This window comes from Alkalihalobacillus deserti (assembly GCF_020734105.1).
In the GTDB taxonomy this organism is placed as follows: Bacteria; Bacillota; Bacilli; order Bacillales; family Bacillaceae_D; genus Halalkalibacter; species Halalkalibacter deserti.
In genome coordinates this window covers 375,089-392,776 of the sequence record NZ_JAJAFR010000003.1, presented here as the reverse complement: position 1 = coordinate 392,776, position 17,688 = coordinate 375,089, and the positions used below count along the sequence as shown (strand labels likewise).

At 35.5% G+C, this 17,688-nt stretch carries 16 protein-coding genes; 4 read left to right on the top strand and 12 right to left on the bottom strand.

Features of this window, described 5'->3' with window-relative positions:
* Positions 1-12 precede the first annotated feature (12 nt).
* Entirely contained in the window at positions 13-720 is a 708-nt protein-coding gene (locus LDX58_RS08390; RefSeq protein ID WP_227936368.1) for a DUF5058 family protein, read from the bottom strand.
* Between the two features lie 326 nt (positions 721-1,046).
* Here LDX58_RS08390 and LDX58_RS08385 point away from each other — a divergent pair, with 326 nt between their 5' ends.
* Entirely contained in the window at positions 1,047-3,161 is a 2,115-nt protein-coding gene (locus LDX58_RS08385) for a helix-turn-helix domain-containing protein (RefSeq protein WP_227936367.1), read from the top strand.
* Between the two features lie 1,056 nt (positions 3,162-4,217).
* Here LDX58_RS08385 and LDX58_RS08375 read toward each other — a convergent pair.
* The 4 genes from LDX58_RS08375 to LDX58_RS26665 form a co-directional block, all read right to left on the bottom strand.
* Positions 4,218-4,361, bottom strand: coding sequence for an aspartyl-phosphate phosphatase Spo0E family protein (locus tag LDX58_RS08375; protein ID WP_227936481.1), 144 nt, complete (start codon positions 4,359-4,361; stop codon positions 4,218-4,220).
* 52 nt (positions 4,362-4,413) lie between these two features.
* Entirely contained in the window at positions 4,414-5,217 is an 804-nt protein-coding gene (locus tag LDX58_RS08370) for a hypothetical protein (protein WP_227936366.1), read from the bottom strand.
* A gap of 108 nt (positions 5,218-5,325) precedes the next feature.
* Entirely contained in the window at positions 5,326-5,613 is a 288-nt protein-coding gene (locus tag LDX58_RS08365) for a hypothetical protein (RefSeq protein WP_227936365.1), read from the bottom strand.
* Between the two features lie 255 nt (positions 5,614-5,868).
* Positions 5,869-5,970: a DUF1541 domain-containing protein gene (locus LDX58_RS26665; protein WP_372459128.1), complete on the bottom strand. Its 102-nt coding sequence runs from the start codon at positions 5,968-5,970 to the stop codon at positions 5,869-5,871.
* A 327-nt stretch (positions 5,971-6,297) separates the two neighbouring features.
* Between LDX58_RS26665 and LDX58_RS26660 the strand changes: the two genes are divergently transcribed.
* Positions 6,298-6,582, top strand: a complete 285-nt coding sequence (locus LDX58_RS26660; protein WP_372459127.1) for a tyrosine-type recombinase/integrase — start codon at positions 6,298-6,300, stop codon at positions 6,580-6,582.
* 179 nt (positions 6,583-6,761) lie between these two features.
* Here LDX58_RS26660 and LDX58_RS08350 read toward each other — a convergent pair whose 3' ends face one another.
* Complete coding sequence (locus tag LDX58_RS08350; protein ID WP_227936364.1) at positions 6,762-8,207, bottom strand: DEAD/DEAH box helicase; 1,446 nt, start codon at positions 8,205-8,207, stop codon at positions 6,762-6,764.
* A gap of 343 nt (positions 8,208-8,550) precedes the next feature.
* Here LDX58_RS08350 and rluF point away from each other — a divergent pair, with 343 nt between their 5' ends.
* Positions 8,551-9,258 carry a 23S rRNA pseudouridine(2604) synthase RluF gene (rluF, locus tag LDX58_RS08345; protein ID WP_227936363.1) on the top strand — a complete coding sequence of 236 codons (708 nt, stop codon included), beginning with the start codon at positions 8,551-8,553 and terminating at the stop codon, positions 9,256-9,258.
* 60 nt (positions 9,259-9,318) lie between these two features.
* Here rluF and fabF read toward each other — a convergent pair whose 3' ends face one another.
* Entirely contained in the window at positions 9,319-10,554 is a 1,236-nt protein-coding gene (gene fabF, locus LDX58_RS08340; protein ID WP_227936362.1) for a beta-ketoacyl-ACP synthase II, read from the bottom strand.
* Positions 10,555-10,581: 27 nt separating this feature from the next.
* On the bottom strand, positions 10,582-11,526 hold the full coding sequence (locus tag LDX58_RS08335; protein WP_227936361.1) for a beta-ketoacyl-ACP synthase III: 945 nt from the start codon (positions 11,524-11,526) through the stop codon (positions 10,582-10,584).
* Positions 11,527-12,044: 518 nt separating this feature from the next.
* On the opposite strand from LDX58_RS08335, the gene rraA reads away from it, so the two are divergent.
* Positions 12,045-12,524 carry a ribonuclease E activity regulator RraA gene (rraA, locus tag LDX58_RS08330; protein ID WP_227936360.1) on the top strand — a complete coding sequence of 160 codons (480 nt, stop codon included), beginning with the start codon at positions 12,045-12,047 and terminating at the stop codon, positions 12,522-12,524.
* Between the two features lie 228 nt (positions 12,525-12,752).
* On the opposite strand, the gene LDX58_RS08325 is transcribed toward rraA, so the two are convergent.
* The 4 genes from LDX58_RS08325 to LDX58_RS08310 form a co-directional block, all read right to left on the bottom strand.
* Positions 12,753-13,886, bottom strand: coding sequence for a CPBP family glutamic-type intramembrane protease (locus LDX58_RS08325; protein WP_227936359.1), 1,134 nt, complete (start codon positions 13,884-13,886; stop codon positions 12,753-12,755).
* 154 nt (positions 13,887-14,040) lie between these two features.
* Positions 14,041-15,261, bottom strand: a complete 1,221-nt coding sequence (locus LDX58_RS08320) for a glycosyl hydrolase family 18 protein (protein ID WP_227936358.1) — start codon at positions 15,259-15,261, stop codon at positions 14,041-14,043.
* Between the two features lie 201 nt (positions 15,262-15,462).
* A complete protein-coding gene (locus tag LDX58_RS08315; protein WP_227936357.1) occupies positions 15,463-16,743 on the bottom strand; it encodes a hemolysin family protein in 1,281 nt (426 codons plus the stop codon).
* A 43-nt stretch (positions 16,744-16,786) separates the two neighbouring features.
* Complete coding sequence (locus tag LDX58_RS08310; RefSeq protein WP_372459133.1) at positions 16,787-17,599, bottom strand: DUF368 domain-containing protein; 813 nt, start codon at positions 17,597-17,599, stop codon at positions 16,787-16,789.
* Between the last annotated feature and the right edge of the window lie 89 nt (positions 17,600-17,688).

Below are 17,688 nucleotides of genomic sequence, written 5' to 3'. Positions count from 1 at the left end.
TCTACCTTTCTTTTACGAAATAAAGTAACCTACCATCAAACCTAGAAGAACTATCAACCCAAGTGACCATTCTTTCAGCCAGCTTAATTTAAATCGATTTGCCATCCACATTATGATTGACATGCCGATAAATGTAACAAATAATACGATTGATTCAGATAAACCCTTTACCATCTCACTTGCTCCTAGATAACTAAAGGCTCCTAGCATTGCTGCAGTCGAAACTAGTTTTAATGTATTTACGTTTTTTGTTTTAGTAATGACTTTATTTTGTATTTTCCCTAATGATTTAGTAAATAACGCTGTGAACAACAACCACCCCATTCCACCAAGGCACATAACCCAAACAGCAGTCGTAAAAGCCTGCGGAGTATAGTTAGCAGATCCTAACTCAGCTCCTGCCGCTTGCGAACCAAGGCTAGCACCGACCGTTTCAATAGTAGCTGAGCCAATGATTCCAATTCGCATTAACGTAACAGGGTTTCCTATTAATGTAATAAGCGATATAACCACAAATACAATTGCTAAGGAAGGCCCTAAAGAGCTAATCGCCCCCGACCTTATAACTGCTTTAACTTCTTGAGAAGTCATCCCAACAGATGGACTTGTCCTTGAAGCAAGTCTTATAAATACAAGTGCCTGAAATATAACAACGCCAACTACTAATGAAGCTAATATCCAAAGTGGAAAACTGTTTGCAATCTGCATTACTTGTTCCATCATTTATCCCCTCTTTCATTAATTAAAGTTCTAAATAAGATCCTCCTTTCTAATTTCATTCTCGCTTCTCTCCATCTCCCGACTCTGACTTATACGAATAATTAAAGTACTCGTATAATTTCTCAGAGCTTTATATTAAATAGAATAATTTTATATATTTATTTATTTATTCTATTTTAGCTACTCTCTCTTTTTTGAATATTAAGACTTTTCAAGTTGTAACTTTAACTTTATACTTAGGTTAATTAGAATTCAATGTGTAAACTTACACATTAAATACAACAAATGTATATATTTATACATTTTGATAACGAGGTGCGTATTGGATGAGTGAAATTGAATATAGTCTATTATTTTTAAAAAGAAAATTAAAAGATATTCCGTTTCAAGTATGGGGGTATAATCACTACCATAAAAAAAAGAACTTACTATATAGCAACGGGATTAAAGAACCTCTTTCACCACCGTTTCACGATTCTAAAAAAGAAACTGCGATCTTCAGAATTAGGAAACAAAATGATGAAAATTTTTTATATTTTTATTATCCAGAAGGAAATCAAGTTTGCGTATGCATTTGTCACCCTTTCATTATTCTTACTAGTGACGAGATAGAGTACTTATATTATTTTATTTCTCTTTCGCTCAGTAAAGAAATTATTCAAGCGAAAAATACAGAACTAAATAATGTTGTTGACAGTATTCGTTCTATAACATCTAGCTTAGACCTTGATGAAGTACTAGAAAAGATTATTAACAACGCTCTTAAAGTGATTCCAGCTGCAGATGCAGGTTATTTACTTTTATATGACGATTCAACTAAGTTATTAATTCCGAAAGCACCTGTAGGCTTTAACGAAAATATTTATCATTTTAAAGTTAAAGTCGGGGAATCGATTACCGGTAAAGTATTCGAAGATGGAGAAGGAAGAATATTCAATTCAAAACAATGTCTTTTTGACGAAATGAACCTTAATAATATTACAAAGGAAAACTATTATTACATCACCTCTGCTTCAAAAACAACAGAAGCGGCTATGTGCGTACCCATATCTTTAGATGATAAAAGAATTGGGGTTATAATTATTCATCAATGGTATAAAAAGAAAGAATTACTCGAACATGACCTAAAGTTACTGCAAGGGTTTGCTGCACAAGCTGCAGTTGCTATTCAAAATGCACAATTTTATTCACAAGCAAATAAAAGATTAATAGAAATAACAGAGTTAAGTATTCAACTAAAGGAGAAAAACATTCAACTTCAAAAAAGACATGAGGTGCATGCAGCCTTAACTAATATTTCTCTCCAAAATAAAGGAATTGAAACAATCGTGAGAGAATTTAATCACATGGTTGAGCCTCCAGTATCATTTCTAAATGCATTTGATAATAACTACTATTCTAATGATAGAACCCGAGCACCATTAAGTATATACGAAATGAAGAAGATCTTCACAAAAAGACGTCAACCGCTACATGTTGAGATCATCGAGCAATCGAAAAAAACATACTATCTCTTCCCTATTTATAACGGTAATGTATTTCTTGGTTGCTTAATTACAAACGTAGTAGGGGCCATCTCAAGATCGGATCAAATGACACTTGAACAAGGTAGTTCTTTATTAGCTTTAGAATTGCTCACAAAACAAACAGTTACAGAAATCTACTATAAGAAAACCCACGAACAATTTGAGGGTTTGCTAAACTATCAAGATACTGGTCAGCTGACGAGACGAGCAAAAGATATTGGACTGAACCCTTCTTCTAACTGGCTAATAACTGTTTTTGAAATATCGAACTACTCTGATATACAGTTGCTTGAACTTGAAGTCCATCAACTAATATCAAAAATAAAAAACATACTACAAAATCCGGAAAGATTGATTTATGGTTTTCACAATAAAATTGTTATACTTATTTCAATATTAGAGCAGGATAACCTTAATCATTATTTCCAAAAAATTCTTTCACTTAAGACTGAATGGGAGAATAATGATAATCAGCCTTTTCGTGGAGGCATAAGTGCTATTTATAAAGGTTTAGAAAATATTAAAAAATGTTACGATGAGGCTAATAAATCGCTAACTTATTTAGCAAACCGCAATAGAAATGAAATCATTTGTTATGAAGATATTGGATTAAATAAATTATTTTTGAATCAATCTTCTCAAGAAATTGAACATTTTATTAACGAAGTCTTCGGACCTCTTCTGTCTGAAAATGATCGCAGCAAAGATTTAGAAGAAACACTCCTCATCTACATTAAATATAATCGTTCAGCTACTAAAACAGCCGAGAAGCTTCATATTCATATAAATACACTCTATCAACGCCTTAAAAAAATTGAAGATTTACTTCAAATAGAATTAAATAATAATGAGGACACTCTAAAAATACAGTTAGCTTGTCATCTTAGAGAAACTTATCGCCATTTACTTGCGTAATCTACTTAAAGAACTAAATATTTTTGTTTAGAATAGTAGAATAAACAAAAGAAACATTTGTTTTCACTACTAAAAACGGATACTACTTTATATAGACTATTGAATCCCAAATTTTGAATAACCCCCTGTAATCCCTAAATTTATATATGGATAGTGAAGGAACCTTCCTTCACTCCTTTTCCTACCATTAACTCCGCCCTTAATCTAAATGTTATAGTACACACAGAACACATAAATACGATGTATAATATTACATTGCTATAGTATTTTAATTAACTTATAATAAAATCACAAACCTCATATTTACAATTGTAATATATCAATATCTTGGACAAAAAATAAGTTTAATAGATATTCTCACCTTGACATCACTTAAACGTTAGCACTTTATACAAATCCTTTATGAGAGGGGTGTGTGCAAAAAACGAAAAATTTATTTAGCTCATCGTCTAATAGGACACACAATCTTTTACTTTTCCATAATTCTTCAAATTCGCTTTAAGTTGTATGTAATATAAAACTGTCCCTTTAATGTCATCTTAATCTTATGCGCACCCTTTTTACGTCGTTTAAAATGAAAAGCTTTTAAGACATATTCTTTTAGTATCCTCGTTGATCTCTTTACCCTTTAGATTCTCAGGAAAAATAATTAAAATAACCTAAGCGCGATTCTCCCGAAATTTCACATAAAAAAATCACCATATTTTTAAGCTCATACTTTTCAATCACTGAACGAATTAAAAGAAAGCGCTGTTCAGCAGAGACTTGACTTTTACTCGTTTTTCTCCAGCCCTCTATCATATCTAGCTTTTTTAGTAACTCGTTATACAAAAAAGTACCCTATAGGGCAGACCTTTTTGGAGTGTCTACTCTATAGGGTACAGTTTAAATCTTTGGGTGGTACGCTTTTACTTTGGTGAATACAAACATCGTCTTTATGAACAGTCATAGTTTTGTATAGTCCGCCGTTACAAGCTGAGTGAATTCAAGGATAGCTAAATCTAACAGCAGCGCAACCACAGGACCATCAGTGTCTTCTATTCTATTTCACAGATATCATTCCATATATTGGGATAATAATTTATCAAGTTGTTTGGATTTCATCAGTACTAAAGGATGAAGCAATCCATGTTCATTGGCAAGTTCGTATAGTTCGCTCCGTAAACTTTCAATTTGGTTCAATAAAGTTTCATCCAACATACCTGAAGAAAAATGTGAATTCATACGTATGCACCTTCCTTTTCCCATTATATTAAACTGAATTTGAGAAAAGGGAGTGCTTCGGCGGCGGCTTAGGCGGTTCGTTCGCCCTATTGCTAGCAATTAGCTTCGCGTGATTGACTAGATGTCTTTTGCAAATTTTGATGTGGATACTGGTGTGTAACGTTGCATCCGAATTGAAATGGGAACCGGACTTTTTTAAACATTGTTTACTTTGGTAGGGGAGGATGATATAGGATGCCATTATTTCCATGGGCACCGGAATATTGTTTGGTTCAGATTCTCTTGAGGTCTTAGATTTCTTTTCTTCCACTTTGATTTCGACCCCAGGCACTGCTGATGTCGTTGCTGTATTGTCATGTTTAGGTTTACCGATTTCTTTGACGATGGCAGAACGGGCATGACAATATTGAATAGATGAAGCTTCTTCCGATTCCTCGTCGAATCTTTTGCCCAGTGTTGTCTCAAGTTTTTCTTTTAGCTCTACCTTAGGTTCCTTCTGCTGTTCCGCCATCTTCGTCAAACTATCGGGCTTGATCAAATCAGTCCTTAAATTGCCGAGATTGTCAGTAAGTCCAGATGAAAGTAAAATCTGTTCCACGTCTGTAAGGGCTAATTTGGTTACCGATACGACTTCGCCCACTTCTTCTATGACAGATTCCATCTCGTTTGAGGTAATATTCGTTGTCTTCTCTATTAGCCGAGATTCACTGTCCACTGCCTCGATAACTCCAGAAGTTTCCAATATGTCCTCGCCCTCTTTCTCAATGACAGATTCCATCTCGTTTGGGGTAATATTCGTTGTCTTCTCTATTAGCCGAGATTCACTATCCACTGCCTCAATAACTCCAGAAGTTTCCGATATGTCCTCGCCCACTTCTTCTATAACAGATTCCATCTCGTTTTTTGAGGTAATATTCGTTGTCTTCTCTATTAGTCGAGATTAACTATCCACTGCTTCAATAACTCTAGAAGTTTCCGATACATCCTCGCCCTCTTTCTCAATGACAGTTTTAGTCGGAGTAACGATTGTTGGTGTTGTATTCTCCAGCACAGACGTCAAACTATCCCTAGCATTGGTCAAGTCAGACGAGTCAGTTGACGACTCTGTCGACGATGATAAAATTCCTGTAACGGATTTCAACATTCTAGCTTGAGCCTGTGTATCGTAAAAAGAAAAGATGACCAGTACGAGCACAAACACCCACATAAATCTGTGCGGAAAGCTCATTCACTCACCTCCTTCCAAATACGCCGTTTTTGAAAAAAATAACTATTATACTATTTTAGTGGATTTTTCAATTCATAACACCCGGACCAAAGGATGAATTTAATAATTTGTGAAGAAGTAAAAGCCCTTTTATCTGCTGAGATAGGCCTTTGTGGGGGCAATATGTAAATGGCACGGAATAATGCCTACTATTGCACATCATCTTAAGTTCATTCTATACATCGATGAATATCTATAAATGGTAACTTGTAGCAGTTAGTGTAATGTAAATTGAAAAATGCGTAATAGTTCATACATATATATAGTTGTTTCTTCAGCTGTCTCAATTTCAGCAGTTGTACCCTTCATTCCTTCCATATGTAGAAACTGTTAAAGAAATCGAACTTGTTCGTTTCTTGAATACTGCAAAAGAGAAAGGTCAAGGGACGGATTTCATCATTTTTACCATCATAGCTTTTAGTTGGATGAGAGCTGGTGAACTACTTGCTTTAAAATGGAAAGATATTAATTTCAATGACTATACAATAAACATCATAAAATCTCTCTTCAATCCCGCTCAAAAAGACAAAGAATATCAATTACTACCACCCAAAACAAAAGGATCTATTTGAAAAATTAAAATGGATGAAGTTTAATGAACACTCTAAGACTCCATAAACAAGAACAAAACAAATCAAATTAAAAATGATGTTCTGCAATGAATATTTCGACCAAGACTTTGTTACCGCTAAACCATCAGGATATCCTCAAAATAGTCTGAATGTTAATAAGTATTTGAAACGACTTCTCAAATTAGCTAGAATCGAACGACACCTCACACCTCACTCCTTATGGCATACTCACATAGAAGCTGGAGTAGGAATAAAAGAAATTCAACAGCGACTCGGTCATACAAACGTGGATACAACAATGAATATCTATGCACATATGACTATGAAGAAAAAGCCTCACAACAGTTCAGTAAACTGATGAGAAGCTTATTAAATCTTTAAGAAGACTAAAAACTACGTTTAGCATATTGGTTTTAAAAAATTTAAAATGTGGACAAAATCTGATCAATTTGATTTACCAAGCGAATAAATCCCTACTAATTCAACCCCGTGTTAGTGTTAAACTATTATGTTTCGCATAATCGTCCTTTGCTATTTTTATTTAATTGCCTTAGTAACTTTCAACTTCTTACCTTTAATCGTGGTGTTCTCCATGGCCTGTAGGACTAGCGAGCCTTTCCCATTAAGAATATCAACATAGGTTAACGTATCTTGAATTGTTATGATACCAATATCTTCTGCTGTAACTCCTGGAATTTTAGCAATCGTGCCCACAAAATCCACGGCTCGAATCTTCTTCTTTTTTCCTCCGGTGAAATGGAGTTTCATGATATCTTGGTTGATTCGTGCAGTCTTATTATTTTTCACGACACGGCGTCCACTTATTTTTTCATCAAAAGCGGCTTGTCCACGTGCAATTTCTTCATACTTAGGAATCTCCATTACAGGTATCTCAAAACCAATATATCTTTCAATCGCCTTAATAAATTTGTCTTCATTAGGTGTTAAGAACGTAATGGCTTTGCCCTTATTACCGGCACGTCCGGTTCTCCCCGTACGGTGTACATACCCTTCTTTTTCCATCGGAACGTCATAATTAATGACAAGTGTCACATTATCGACATCGATTCCTCTCGCAGCCACATCAGTTGCTACAAGATAACGGAAGTTTCCTGTTTTGAACCCTTCCATAACGGAAAAGCGATCATCTTGTTCGAGTCCTCCATGAAGTCTTTCACACGAATAATTGGCTGCTTCCAATTCAGTAAAAACGGTATCAACATGTTCCTTCGTTCTGCAGAAAATGATACAACTATCTGGATTTTCAACAACTGTAACGTCTTTAAGCAAAGCAACCTTTCCTTCTTCTCTTACCTCAATTAATCGATGCTCAATCAAACTCTTCGTAAGATCTGTGGAAGCGATCTCAATATGAATGGGCTCTTTCATGTATTTGTGGCAAAGGGTTTCAACATCTTTAGGTAAGGTAGCAGAAAACACCATTGTGACTCTGTCTATAGGAAGTTTTTTTATAATCGTTTCGACATCATTAATGAATCCCATATTAAGCATTTCGTCTGCTTCATCAATAATAAGATATTTAATTTCATCTAAAGCTAGCGTTTCTCTTTCAATATGATCCATCACACGTCCTGGTGTCCCAACCACTACATGTGTTTTTTGTTTTAAATCTTCTTTTTGTTTCGAGAATGGCTCTTTTCCAAAAAGAGCCAACGCTTTAATTCTTTTAAATCTTCCAATATTCGTAATATCCTCTCGAACTTGAGCAGCAAGCTCGCGTGTTGGGGAAAGTATCAAGGCTTGCGGCTTTTTTTCCTCCCATGTCACCATTTCACATATTGGGATTCCAAAAGCTGCAGTTTTACCACTACCTGTTTGAGACTTTACGATAAGGTCTTGGTTATCCATTGCTTTTGGTATTACTTCACTTTGGACCTCGGTTGGAGTTTCGTATTTTAAGACTTCAATCGCTCTTCTAATTTCATCACTTAATTGATAATCAATAAAATTTCTTTTAATCATTTGCTAACCTCTTTTTTTGTATTATTCGTTTTATATAGGATTTCTCTTAATGAAATATCATATGCAAAATTGGAATAGGTTCATTATACTTCATATAAAAGGCAAAACGACTTTTATATGAAAAGATTTAAGTTAATAACCAATTACTGAACGTAAAACTAGTTTGGAAAGATAACTATCATAAACATCAATCCCTTCCCCTTGCCATGATTTGATTGTATAATGAAGAAATTCGTTGTTTTGCTAGCCATTACATATGAAATGATTCTGTAAAGATTCTTGAAAATAAAGCAAATGTTAGGTATTCTAAAAATACAACAATTGATTTAAGGAAGTGTCTAGTATGCGTATTAACAAATATATTAGCGAGTCAGGGAAAACGTCTAGACGCGCGGCAGATAAGTTAATCACAGAGGGAAGAGTCACGATTAATGGAAAAAAAGCTAAAGTAGGCGATCAAGTGGAGCCTGGAGATGATGTTGTAGTCAATGGAACCCCCATTCGAATTGCCAGAAACAATGTCTACCTTGCATTAAACAAACCTATTGGTATAACTAGTACAACTGAGAAAAATGTAAAAGGGAATATTGTTGATTTAGTTAATCACCCTTTACGAGTTTTTAATATTGGACGACTTGATAAAGAATCAGATGGTCTAATCCTACTCACAAACGACGGTGATATTGTCAACGAGATTTTGCGAGCTGAGCATAATCATGAGAAAGAATATATTGTTTCAGTAGACAAGCCGATCACGGATGACTTCATAAAAAAAATGTCTGAAGGCGTAAATATTTTAAATACCAAAACCCTTCCGTGTGATGTTGTAAAACTTTCAAAATTTGTCTTTCAAATTACGTTAACTCAGGGCTTAAATCGACAAATTCGCCGCATGTGCGAGGCGCTTGGTTACGATGTGTATAGACTACAACGAACTCGAATTATGAATATTCATTTAGGTAATCTCCCTCTAGGGCAATGGAGAGACCTATCAAAGAAAGAAAAAAATCAATTATTTAGAGACTTAAATTACGAACCAAAAGAATGGTAAAAAAAGAGAGGATGGAAGCATGCATGGCGGCTCCCATCCTCTTTTTTCACCTATTAATCATTACATTTTTTTGAAAATAAGTGATACATTATGCCCACCAAACCCTAATGAATTTGATAAAACAACATCAACATTCTTTTCTTTAGCTACATTAGGAACATAGTCTAAATCGAGCTCATCATCAGGTGACTCATAATTAATAGTTGGGGGAACAACACTATCTTGAATAGCAAGAAGTGAGAAGATGGCTTCGATCGCACCAGCTGCACCTAGCATATGACCCGTCATTGATTTGGTTGAACTAACAGGAATGGAATAAGCAGACTCCCCAAATACTTCTTTAATCGCAACGGTCTCATACAAATCATTATAATGCGTGCTTGTACCATGTGCATTAATGTAATCAACTTGATCCGTCGAGACATTTGCATCTTTTAAAGCAAGCTTCATCGCACGTTGACCACCTTCCCCATTAGGAGCTGGAGTTGTAATATGAAACGCATCTCCAGTTGCTCCGTAACCAACCATCTCTCCATAAATATGAGCATTTCGGGCCATTGCATGCTCTAACTCTTCAAGAATTAATACACCAGATCCTTCCGCAATAACAAAACCATCTCGATTTTGATCAAACGGGCGACTTGCGGTTTTAGGGTCAGGATTTGTGGAAAGAGCTGTCATGTTTGAAAATCCAGCAATGGTCATATCTGTGATAGCCGCTTCTGATCCACCTGTGATCATCGCATCCATTTCACCGTTTTGAATAACACGAAACGCATCGCCAATTGAATTCGCTCCTGATGCACAGGCAGTGACTGAACAATTATTAATTCCTTTTGCTCCTAATTCAATCGAAACACGACCCGAGGCCATATCAGGAATTAGCATTGGAATGATAAAAGGACTTACTCGTTTGGGTCCTTTATCTAGAAAGCGTTTATGTTGCTCCTCAAATGCATCCAAACCACCAATGCCAGAACCAATCCACACACCTATTCGTTCTGGATCGATCTGTTCCCCAATTTGAAGTGCTGCATCCTTTATCGCCATCTTACTAGCAGCAATCGCCAATTGAGTAAAGCGTGCCATTCTTCGTGCTTCTTTTGGATCGATAAAATCAGCTGGATTAAAATCTTTTATTTCACCCGCCACTTTTACATTAAATTGATCGGCATCTAGTCTAGTAAGAGGTCCAATTCCGGAGATCCCATTCTTAATATTCTCCCAAGTTGTTTTAACATCATTTCCTAATGGAGTGACAGCACCAATACCAGTAATTACGACTCTTTTCTTCATAATCGATCTCTCCTATCAAATGAATGATTATTTACCCCATCTTATACAAAGTGAACCCCATGTTAGACCGCCACCAAATCCAACGATAACAATCACATCACCGTCATTAATTAATCCGTTCTCGATCTCAGTAAACAATGCTAGTGGAATGGAGGCTGCTGAAGTATTTCCATGTTTGGTTACAGTTGTTGATACTTTTTCTTTATCCAGACCAAGTCGTTCTCTAGCTGCATCAATAATTCGCATATTAGCTTGATGTGGTACAAGAAAATCTACATCCTCTTTTGAAAGTCCTGCTTTTTTAACTACACTTAAACTAGATTCGGGCATTTGTCTTACGGCAAACTTAAACACTTCGCTTCCATTCATGGAAACATAGTTTGTTTGATTATCCACTAACAAATGCTTTCCCCCTGTACCGTCTGCTCCTAGTTCAAATGAAAGAATTCCTTTGCCTTCCGATACTTCACTTAACACGACTGCTCCAGCACCGTCCCCAAATAAGACGCACGTATTTCGATCGGTCCAGTCTACTATTTTTGAAAACTTTTCACTTCCAATTACTAAAACATTCTTATATGTATTCGTCTCAATAAATTGTTTTCCTGTTACCAATGCGTAAACAAAACCAGAACAAGCCGCACTTAAGTCCATTGCTGGTGTATGTCTAATGCCGAGTGCTTCTTGCACCATACAGGCAACGGTAGGAAAAACGTGATCAGGTGTTGCCGTCGCAACTAATATTAAATCAATATCTTCAGGATGAAGGGATGCATCAGCAATCGCTTTTTCTGCAGCACGTATCGCCATATGAGAAGTATCCATATCACTACTTGCAATTCTGCGCTCTTCTATTCCTGTTCTTGACCGAATCCATTGATCACTTGTTGCTACTGATTTGGCAAGATCACTATTTGTAACTACATGTTCTGGAACATAAGCACCTACACCGACGATTCCTACACATTTCATTTAATCACCCTTACATTATAAATTATGATCAGGTCATAATATCTCCTATAAAACATTTTACAGGAAAACACCGTAAAAATGAAGATACTATTAAAAATAAGTATTAGGTCCCCCTTAAAATTTCCACGCTGAGAAAACTATAACTCACAGCTTCGTAAACTTAGGAAATAAAGAGGAGAGTAAGAGTTATTTAATTAGACCTATTAATCGTTATCGAGCGAGATAAAAATGAATTGAAGTTCGAAAAAGAAATCCTTATTTATCGCAATGAAATCCCTTTTGAAATTTTTTACTTAAAAAAATTTTCTAACTACGGTATGTGAAATTATAAGGCGCTTATCTTCTTTAATTACGCTATCGACTATTCATTTATACTAGATTGCTTCTAATAACCTCTACCTTTGTCCATTTATTTAATAAATTAATGCTTGAAGCTAGATCGCAAATACACTATTGTTAAATTATGTACTATTCATAATTCGTAGTATTATTTTTCAAGAGCGAAAGGATGATTATCAATGGCATTTCATACCGCAGATCTTTGTGATGTTCATCGTGATTATGTAAAAGTAGCCGAATCTATTTTCACTTTATACGGAAAAAAAAGATCTTTTCATGGACCTATTCATACGGTTAAAGTTTTTGAGGATAATGTGCTAGTTAAGCAAGCATTGGAAAACATCCCAAAAGGGAGTGTGCTAGTTGTTGATGGAGGCGGTTCTTTGAAATGTGCCCTCATTGGGGACAATCTTGCGGAAATTGCAGTCACCCGGCAATTAGCGGGTGTGGTAGTATATGGATGTATCAGAGACTGCGCACAGATTAAGCAAATGGATATTGGTATTTATGCTCTCGGGACAAATCCTTTGAAAAGTATTAAACAAGGAAAAGGGCAAGAGAATATCCCTATTCAATTTGCTGGTTTAAATTTTGAACCTGGATCTTATTTGTATGCTGATGAAGATGGGATCATAGTCTCCGAGCTAAAGCTGGTTTAAAAACATAATAAACAATAAAAAAAGGATGGTTCAAGGTAGTTAATTTTCTTGACCATCCTCTTAAACGTCTATTAAATCCTAGGTTATCTAGATCTAATTCCGCAAGCTTTACGTTGGCCTGTTAACCGTAGAAGGAATATCGCCTAAAGCGTCATGTTCATCAAGTTTAGTCCGAAAAACAGAAAAGCATCAGCTAATTCTACATCTCCCTTATGAGTCCATTCTTTTTTAACCAATAAATTGAGTAAATCCTAAAATAAAAAGAACCCATATCCCGATTAACATATGTGAAAAACAAACTCCAATAAGAGAATTCTGACGTGCAAAGAGCCATCCCCAATAAATTCCTGGAACAAATGCCACTAACGCAAATAACGTTCCGATATGAGAATGCGCCATGGCAAATAACAAATTAGAAAGGATAATCGCTGTAGCTAGTTTCCCTTTTGAATCTGGTAAATATAGACAAAGAGCAGATTGTAGCCCTGCTCTTGCGATAAATTCTTGGACAATAGAAAAAACAATATAGACAACCACTAATACTGTAAACATTCCAAAGGAAAAACCGATATCAGCTAATGCGGCGGTTGGATTGAATAATGGAATCTCTGTAAAGGCAGGTATGAATGTAATTAAAGCCCATTTTAAAAACAGAAAGAAGAGTAAAATAGGCGAGGTGAGAATAGTCGCTTCTTTTAGGTTTGCCTTCCAATTGTCCATCGTCACACCAAAAGTTTTAAGGGGGTAATGGCTTTTTTTTATCAACTTATACATAATCCAAGCAAAACAAATAATCAACCCTATATCTACATAAGTGGAAACCCCAAAATCAGTAACAAATCCTTGTAATGCTCCTAAACTCAAAGTATAGATAGACAATATACATAAAAGAAAAATGGTAAGAGTACCTAAAGCGTAGTAGTTTTTCATTTGATTTTGATTGATTCTGACATCCGTTGTCAATTGTTTTACAAGCTTACTTAGAAGTTTAATTTGAAGAGGTTGATAGCGATTCGTTGAAAAGATCTTGTCCACATTGATCCTAACTAATGTTGAAGGTTCACGTGCAATAACCGAATTGATTGGTGAATCTGTTGATTTAAGTACCCCAACAAAGTCACCAGCTTCTCGAATCGTAATAGGCTGTTTAGTCACCGTCTCTTCAAGTAAAACATTAAGACTACCTGTTTTCACCAAATAAAAGGCTTGATTGTACTTGCCTTCCTTGATAACATATTGCCCTTTTTCAACATATATCTCCTCAGAGAACATCGTAATTAATTTAACTTCATCATCTGTCAGCTCATTTGATAGCTGATTGCTTCTAATATCTGTAACTAAATTTAAATTTGAACTGACCACTTTCATCTTCTCCTAATTAAACGAATCGATTGTTATCTTTTCATTATACTGGAGTTTCTTTCCGTTATATAGCGAAGGTGACTGGTAAATTATAGTAATGATTAGTTCGAGTGCAAAAAAGCTTAACAATAAATGATTCGATGTGCATTCCAATCTAGTTAGTTAAGCCCTTTTCCACAGCCATCCAAAAATGTTCATCTTCTTGGCCCATTCTCCACATAGATACTCCGGCTAAGTTGTATTTATGAACAAGCCTCGTTTTAATTTCGATACTCTTTTCATTTTCAAACCATACTGTATGCTTGTCTCCATTGGATGCTGTATAGTCGAAAAAAGGACTTTGTGATGCGTTATCCCACTGCACCGTGCCATCTGTATTTTGAATCAACGTTATTACCGTTTTCCATGTTAAAGCTTTATTACCATCCGAATTAGTCAGGTTCCAATCATATGCATACGCAGGTAATCCGATTATCAGTTTTTCAGAGGGTATTTCGTTTGCTGCGTATGCTAAAACATTTTCCATCCAGTTAACGCCTGCAACTGGACCAGGATCTCCCCAAGAACCATGCTGATCATAACTCATTATTTGAATGTAATCGGCTAGTTCCCCTAACTTTTTATACTCAAAAGTTCCACTCCAAGCCCATGTTGGGAAATCTTCCGTTTTAGCTGGCACTGAAACAATTACAGGATAATCATTTGCATGAAACACAGCAACCAACTCTTTTACAAACTGATTGAAATGAACACGATCACTAGCAAACATATTTTCAAAGTTTAAGTTAATTCCTTGAAAACCTTTTATCTTAACTAATTCAAGCATATTTGTGATCGCTGTTTGTTTTAAGTTTGCATCAGTTAGAATTTGATTAGCTACATTAGGATCGAATTTATTTTGAATAGTTACATAAGGTTTAACACTATGTGCATTTGCAAACTCAACGCCTTCTTGTGGGTCAAACCCCTCGATTATCCCACTCGATGTGACGTCATAAGTTGCCATTGCAATAGCATTCATATTTGAATAGTAGCTTGTTAATGACTGATACGAAGTTAAATCAGTTGACCAATACTTTGTGTAATATCCAAGTATTATAAAAGTAGATGGATCTTCACTTTCACGTGGTTCTGATATGTCAATAGGGCCTTCAGGAGCTAACTCCATTTCCTCGTTTTTGTTGTTTTTCCCACTTCCTTTGCCATTGCTGTTACTACCTTGCTGTCCGATTTCATTTAAGTCTGATTCAATTACTTCAGTCGTATGTTTTTGAATCCCTTTTCCGTACGACTTTGAAGCTTCTACTAATAAATGATACGAACTAAAGGCTAGTAAAAAAGCTAGAATAACAGGAAAACTATTTCTTTCTTTCATATTATTAACACCTCTTTATAGTATTCCGCTACTAGATAACTATACTATGAGAAAAAATAGTCTCCTACTGGGAAATAGAGGGCATTAATTTATTGAAGACGTATGTTAAAATCATATTATTCTCTCGCTATCGGCAGAGCCTTTTCATCTTAAAAAAGCCCCTGTGAATTGTAAATTCACAGGGGCTATAAAATTGAATAATTAACTGCTTAACCGTTCAACTATATCATGACTTTTGTTAACTGTTAAATGTACTTGTCGAATTCTCTTTTCTTCTGCCTTTGTTATTTTAATAATTAGGTCTTGATAAGAAAACTCTTCTCCCTCTTTGGGAATTCGCTGAAACTCTTCAATTAACCAACCACCTAGAGTGTGGTTAGACGTTGACGGTGCCTCCATTTCGACAAAATGAGCAAAGTCATCAATGGAATAATCGGCATTAACAACGTAACTCGAAGGCCCTACTTGTTTTACCTGATTGACACTAATATCATGCTCATCCCAGATTTCACCGACGATCTCTTCCAAAATATCCTCTAAGGTAATCAATCCAGATGTACCCCCAAATTCATCAATGACAATAGCCATATGAACCTTTTTCTTCTGCAATTCAGGAAGTAAGGATGAGATTTTCATCGATTCAACGACGAATAAAGGATGTCGTAGCAACGATTGAATATCAATGTTCTCACCATGCTGAATGAAGGCCGTTAGAAAATCACGCTCAGACAAAATACCAATTATGTTATCAACATTACCTTCATAGACAGGAATCCTTGAAAAATGCTCTTTGAAAAAGACATCCTTAATTTCAGAAATTGGTTGATTGACCTCTACCGCAATCATATCTGGGCGCGGTTTTAGAATTTCATGGACGATAATGTCATCAAATTCTAAAGAACGATGCACCATCTCTCTTTCATTTTTTCCAATAACACCCTCATCTTCACTAATTTGTACAATCATTTTAATTTCTTCTTCGGTAACAGATGGTGTGTTGTCTTTATTTTTAACAAATAATGAAACAAGCTTTTTAATCTGTAAAAACACCCAAGTTACTGGATATAACACTTGAATCAACAATAATAGAATTCCCGACGTTTTTAACGCATAGCTTTCTGCATATTCTTTCGCTAACGATTTCGGGATAATTTCGCCAAAAATCAAAACCAAAATTGTGACGACAAATGTACTGATAAATACTCCAAGACTAGGGCCAAATAGTTGAATCGCAATTTGTGACGAAAGTGTTGCTGCTGCAATGTTTACAAGGTTATTACCAACCAAAAGGGTCGAGAGCGTTGTATCAAAATTCTCAGCTATATGAACAGCCTTCTTAGCTCCGCGTCTCCCCTCTCCATCATAATTTCTAAGACGAATCTTATTCACACTTGAAAAAGCCGTTTCAGCAGAAGAGAAAAAAGCAGACAGAAGCAATAGCACGATAAATAACGCAATCAAACTCGACGGAACATCGTCCATCTAAACATCACACTCCATTTTTAGTATTATTCTAATTTTATAACTAAACACTTAAATTAGCTAGTGTTTTCTTCCCTTCAAAATAACTTAATAAAAATGCACATATCCAACCGACACAAAAAGCAAAGATGCTAATAAAAAACAAATAATTATCTGAAGCAATTCCAGGATAAATCACAATAATTGAACCGACGATAAAACCTATCATGACCGCATATGTCCCTGTTTTAAATTTTGCTAACAAGTAGGTAATTAATTTGCTTGTAAGCACAAGTCCAATCGCAACTCCAGCACCAACTGTCAAAATAATTGGGAGATTAAAAGTTGACAAGGCATTAATCACAGTTGGGTAAACACCGAGAAGTAAAAAGATAAACGAACCACTAATTCCTGGTAAAATCATCGCAGAGCTTGCGAGCCATCCAGCAAAAAACAATAGTACATAATCACTCCATACCAAATTACTCATTATACTTGCTAGTTCGGTTTCTTTTACAAAAATAGTCGCGCCGACTACAATAGCACCGATTGCCAGTAAAACATAGTGAATAGGTTTAAACGATTGCTTATAATTAATGTCTTTTAACAAGGTTGGAATAATTCCAATAATCAAGCCTAAGAAAAAGAAAAAGGTTGGTTGCGGATAGGCAACTAGTAACCATTCGATTAAATGACTGACTGATAGTAAAACAAGAACAATCCCGAGACCTAGTGGGATTAAAAAAATGAGATGTTTTTTCCAATCCTTTGTAAATATGCCATTGATCGCAGCGATTAATGGCTGGTAAATTCCTAATACGAGTGCTATAGTGCCTCCACTCACCCCAGGGATAAGATCACTTATACCCATGGTCATTCCTTTGAAAATATTTCGCCATTGAAGCAAATTGCATTCTCCTTTAATTGAAAGTTTTAATTAACCACTGCCCTACCATTGGCTTAGTT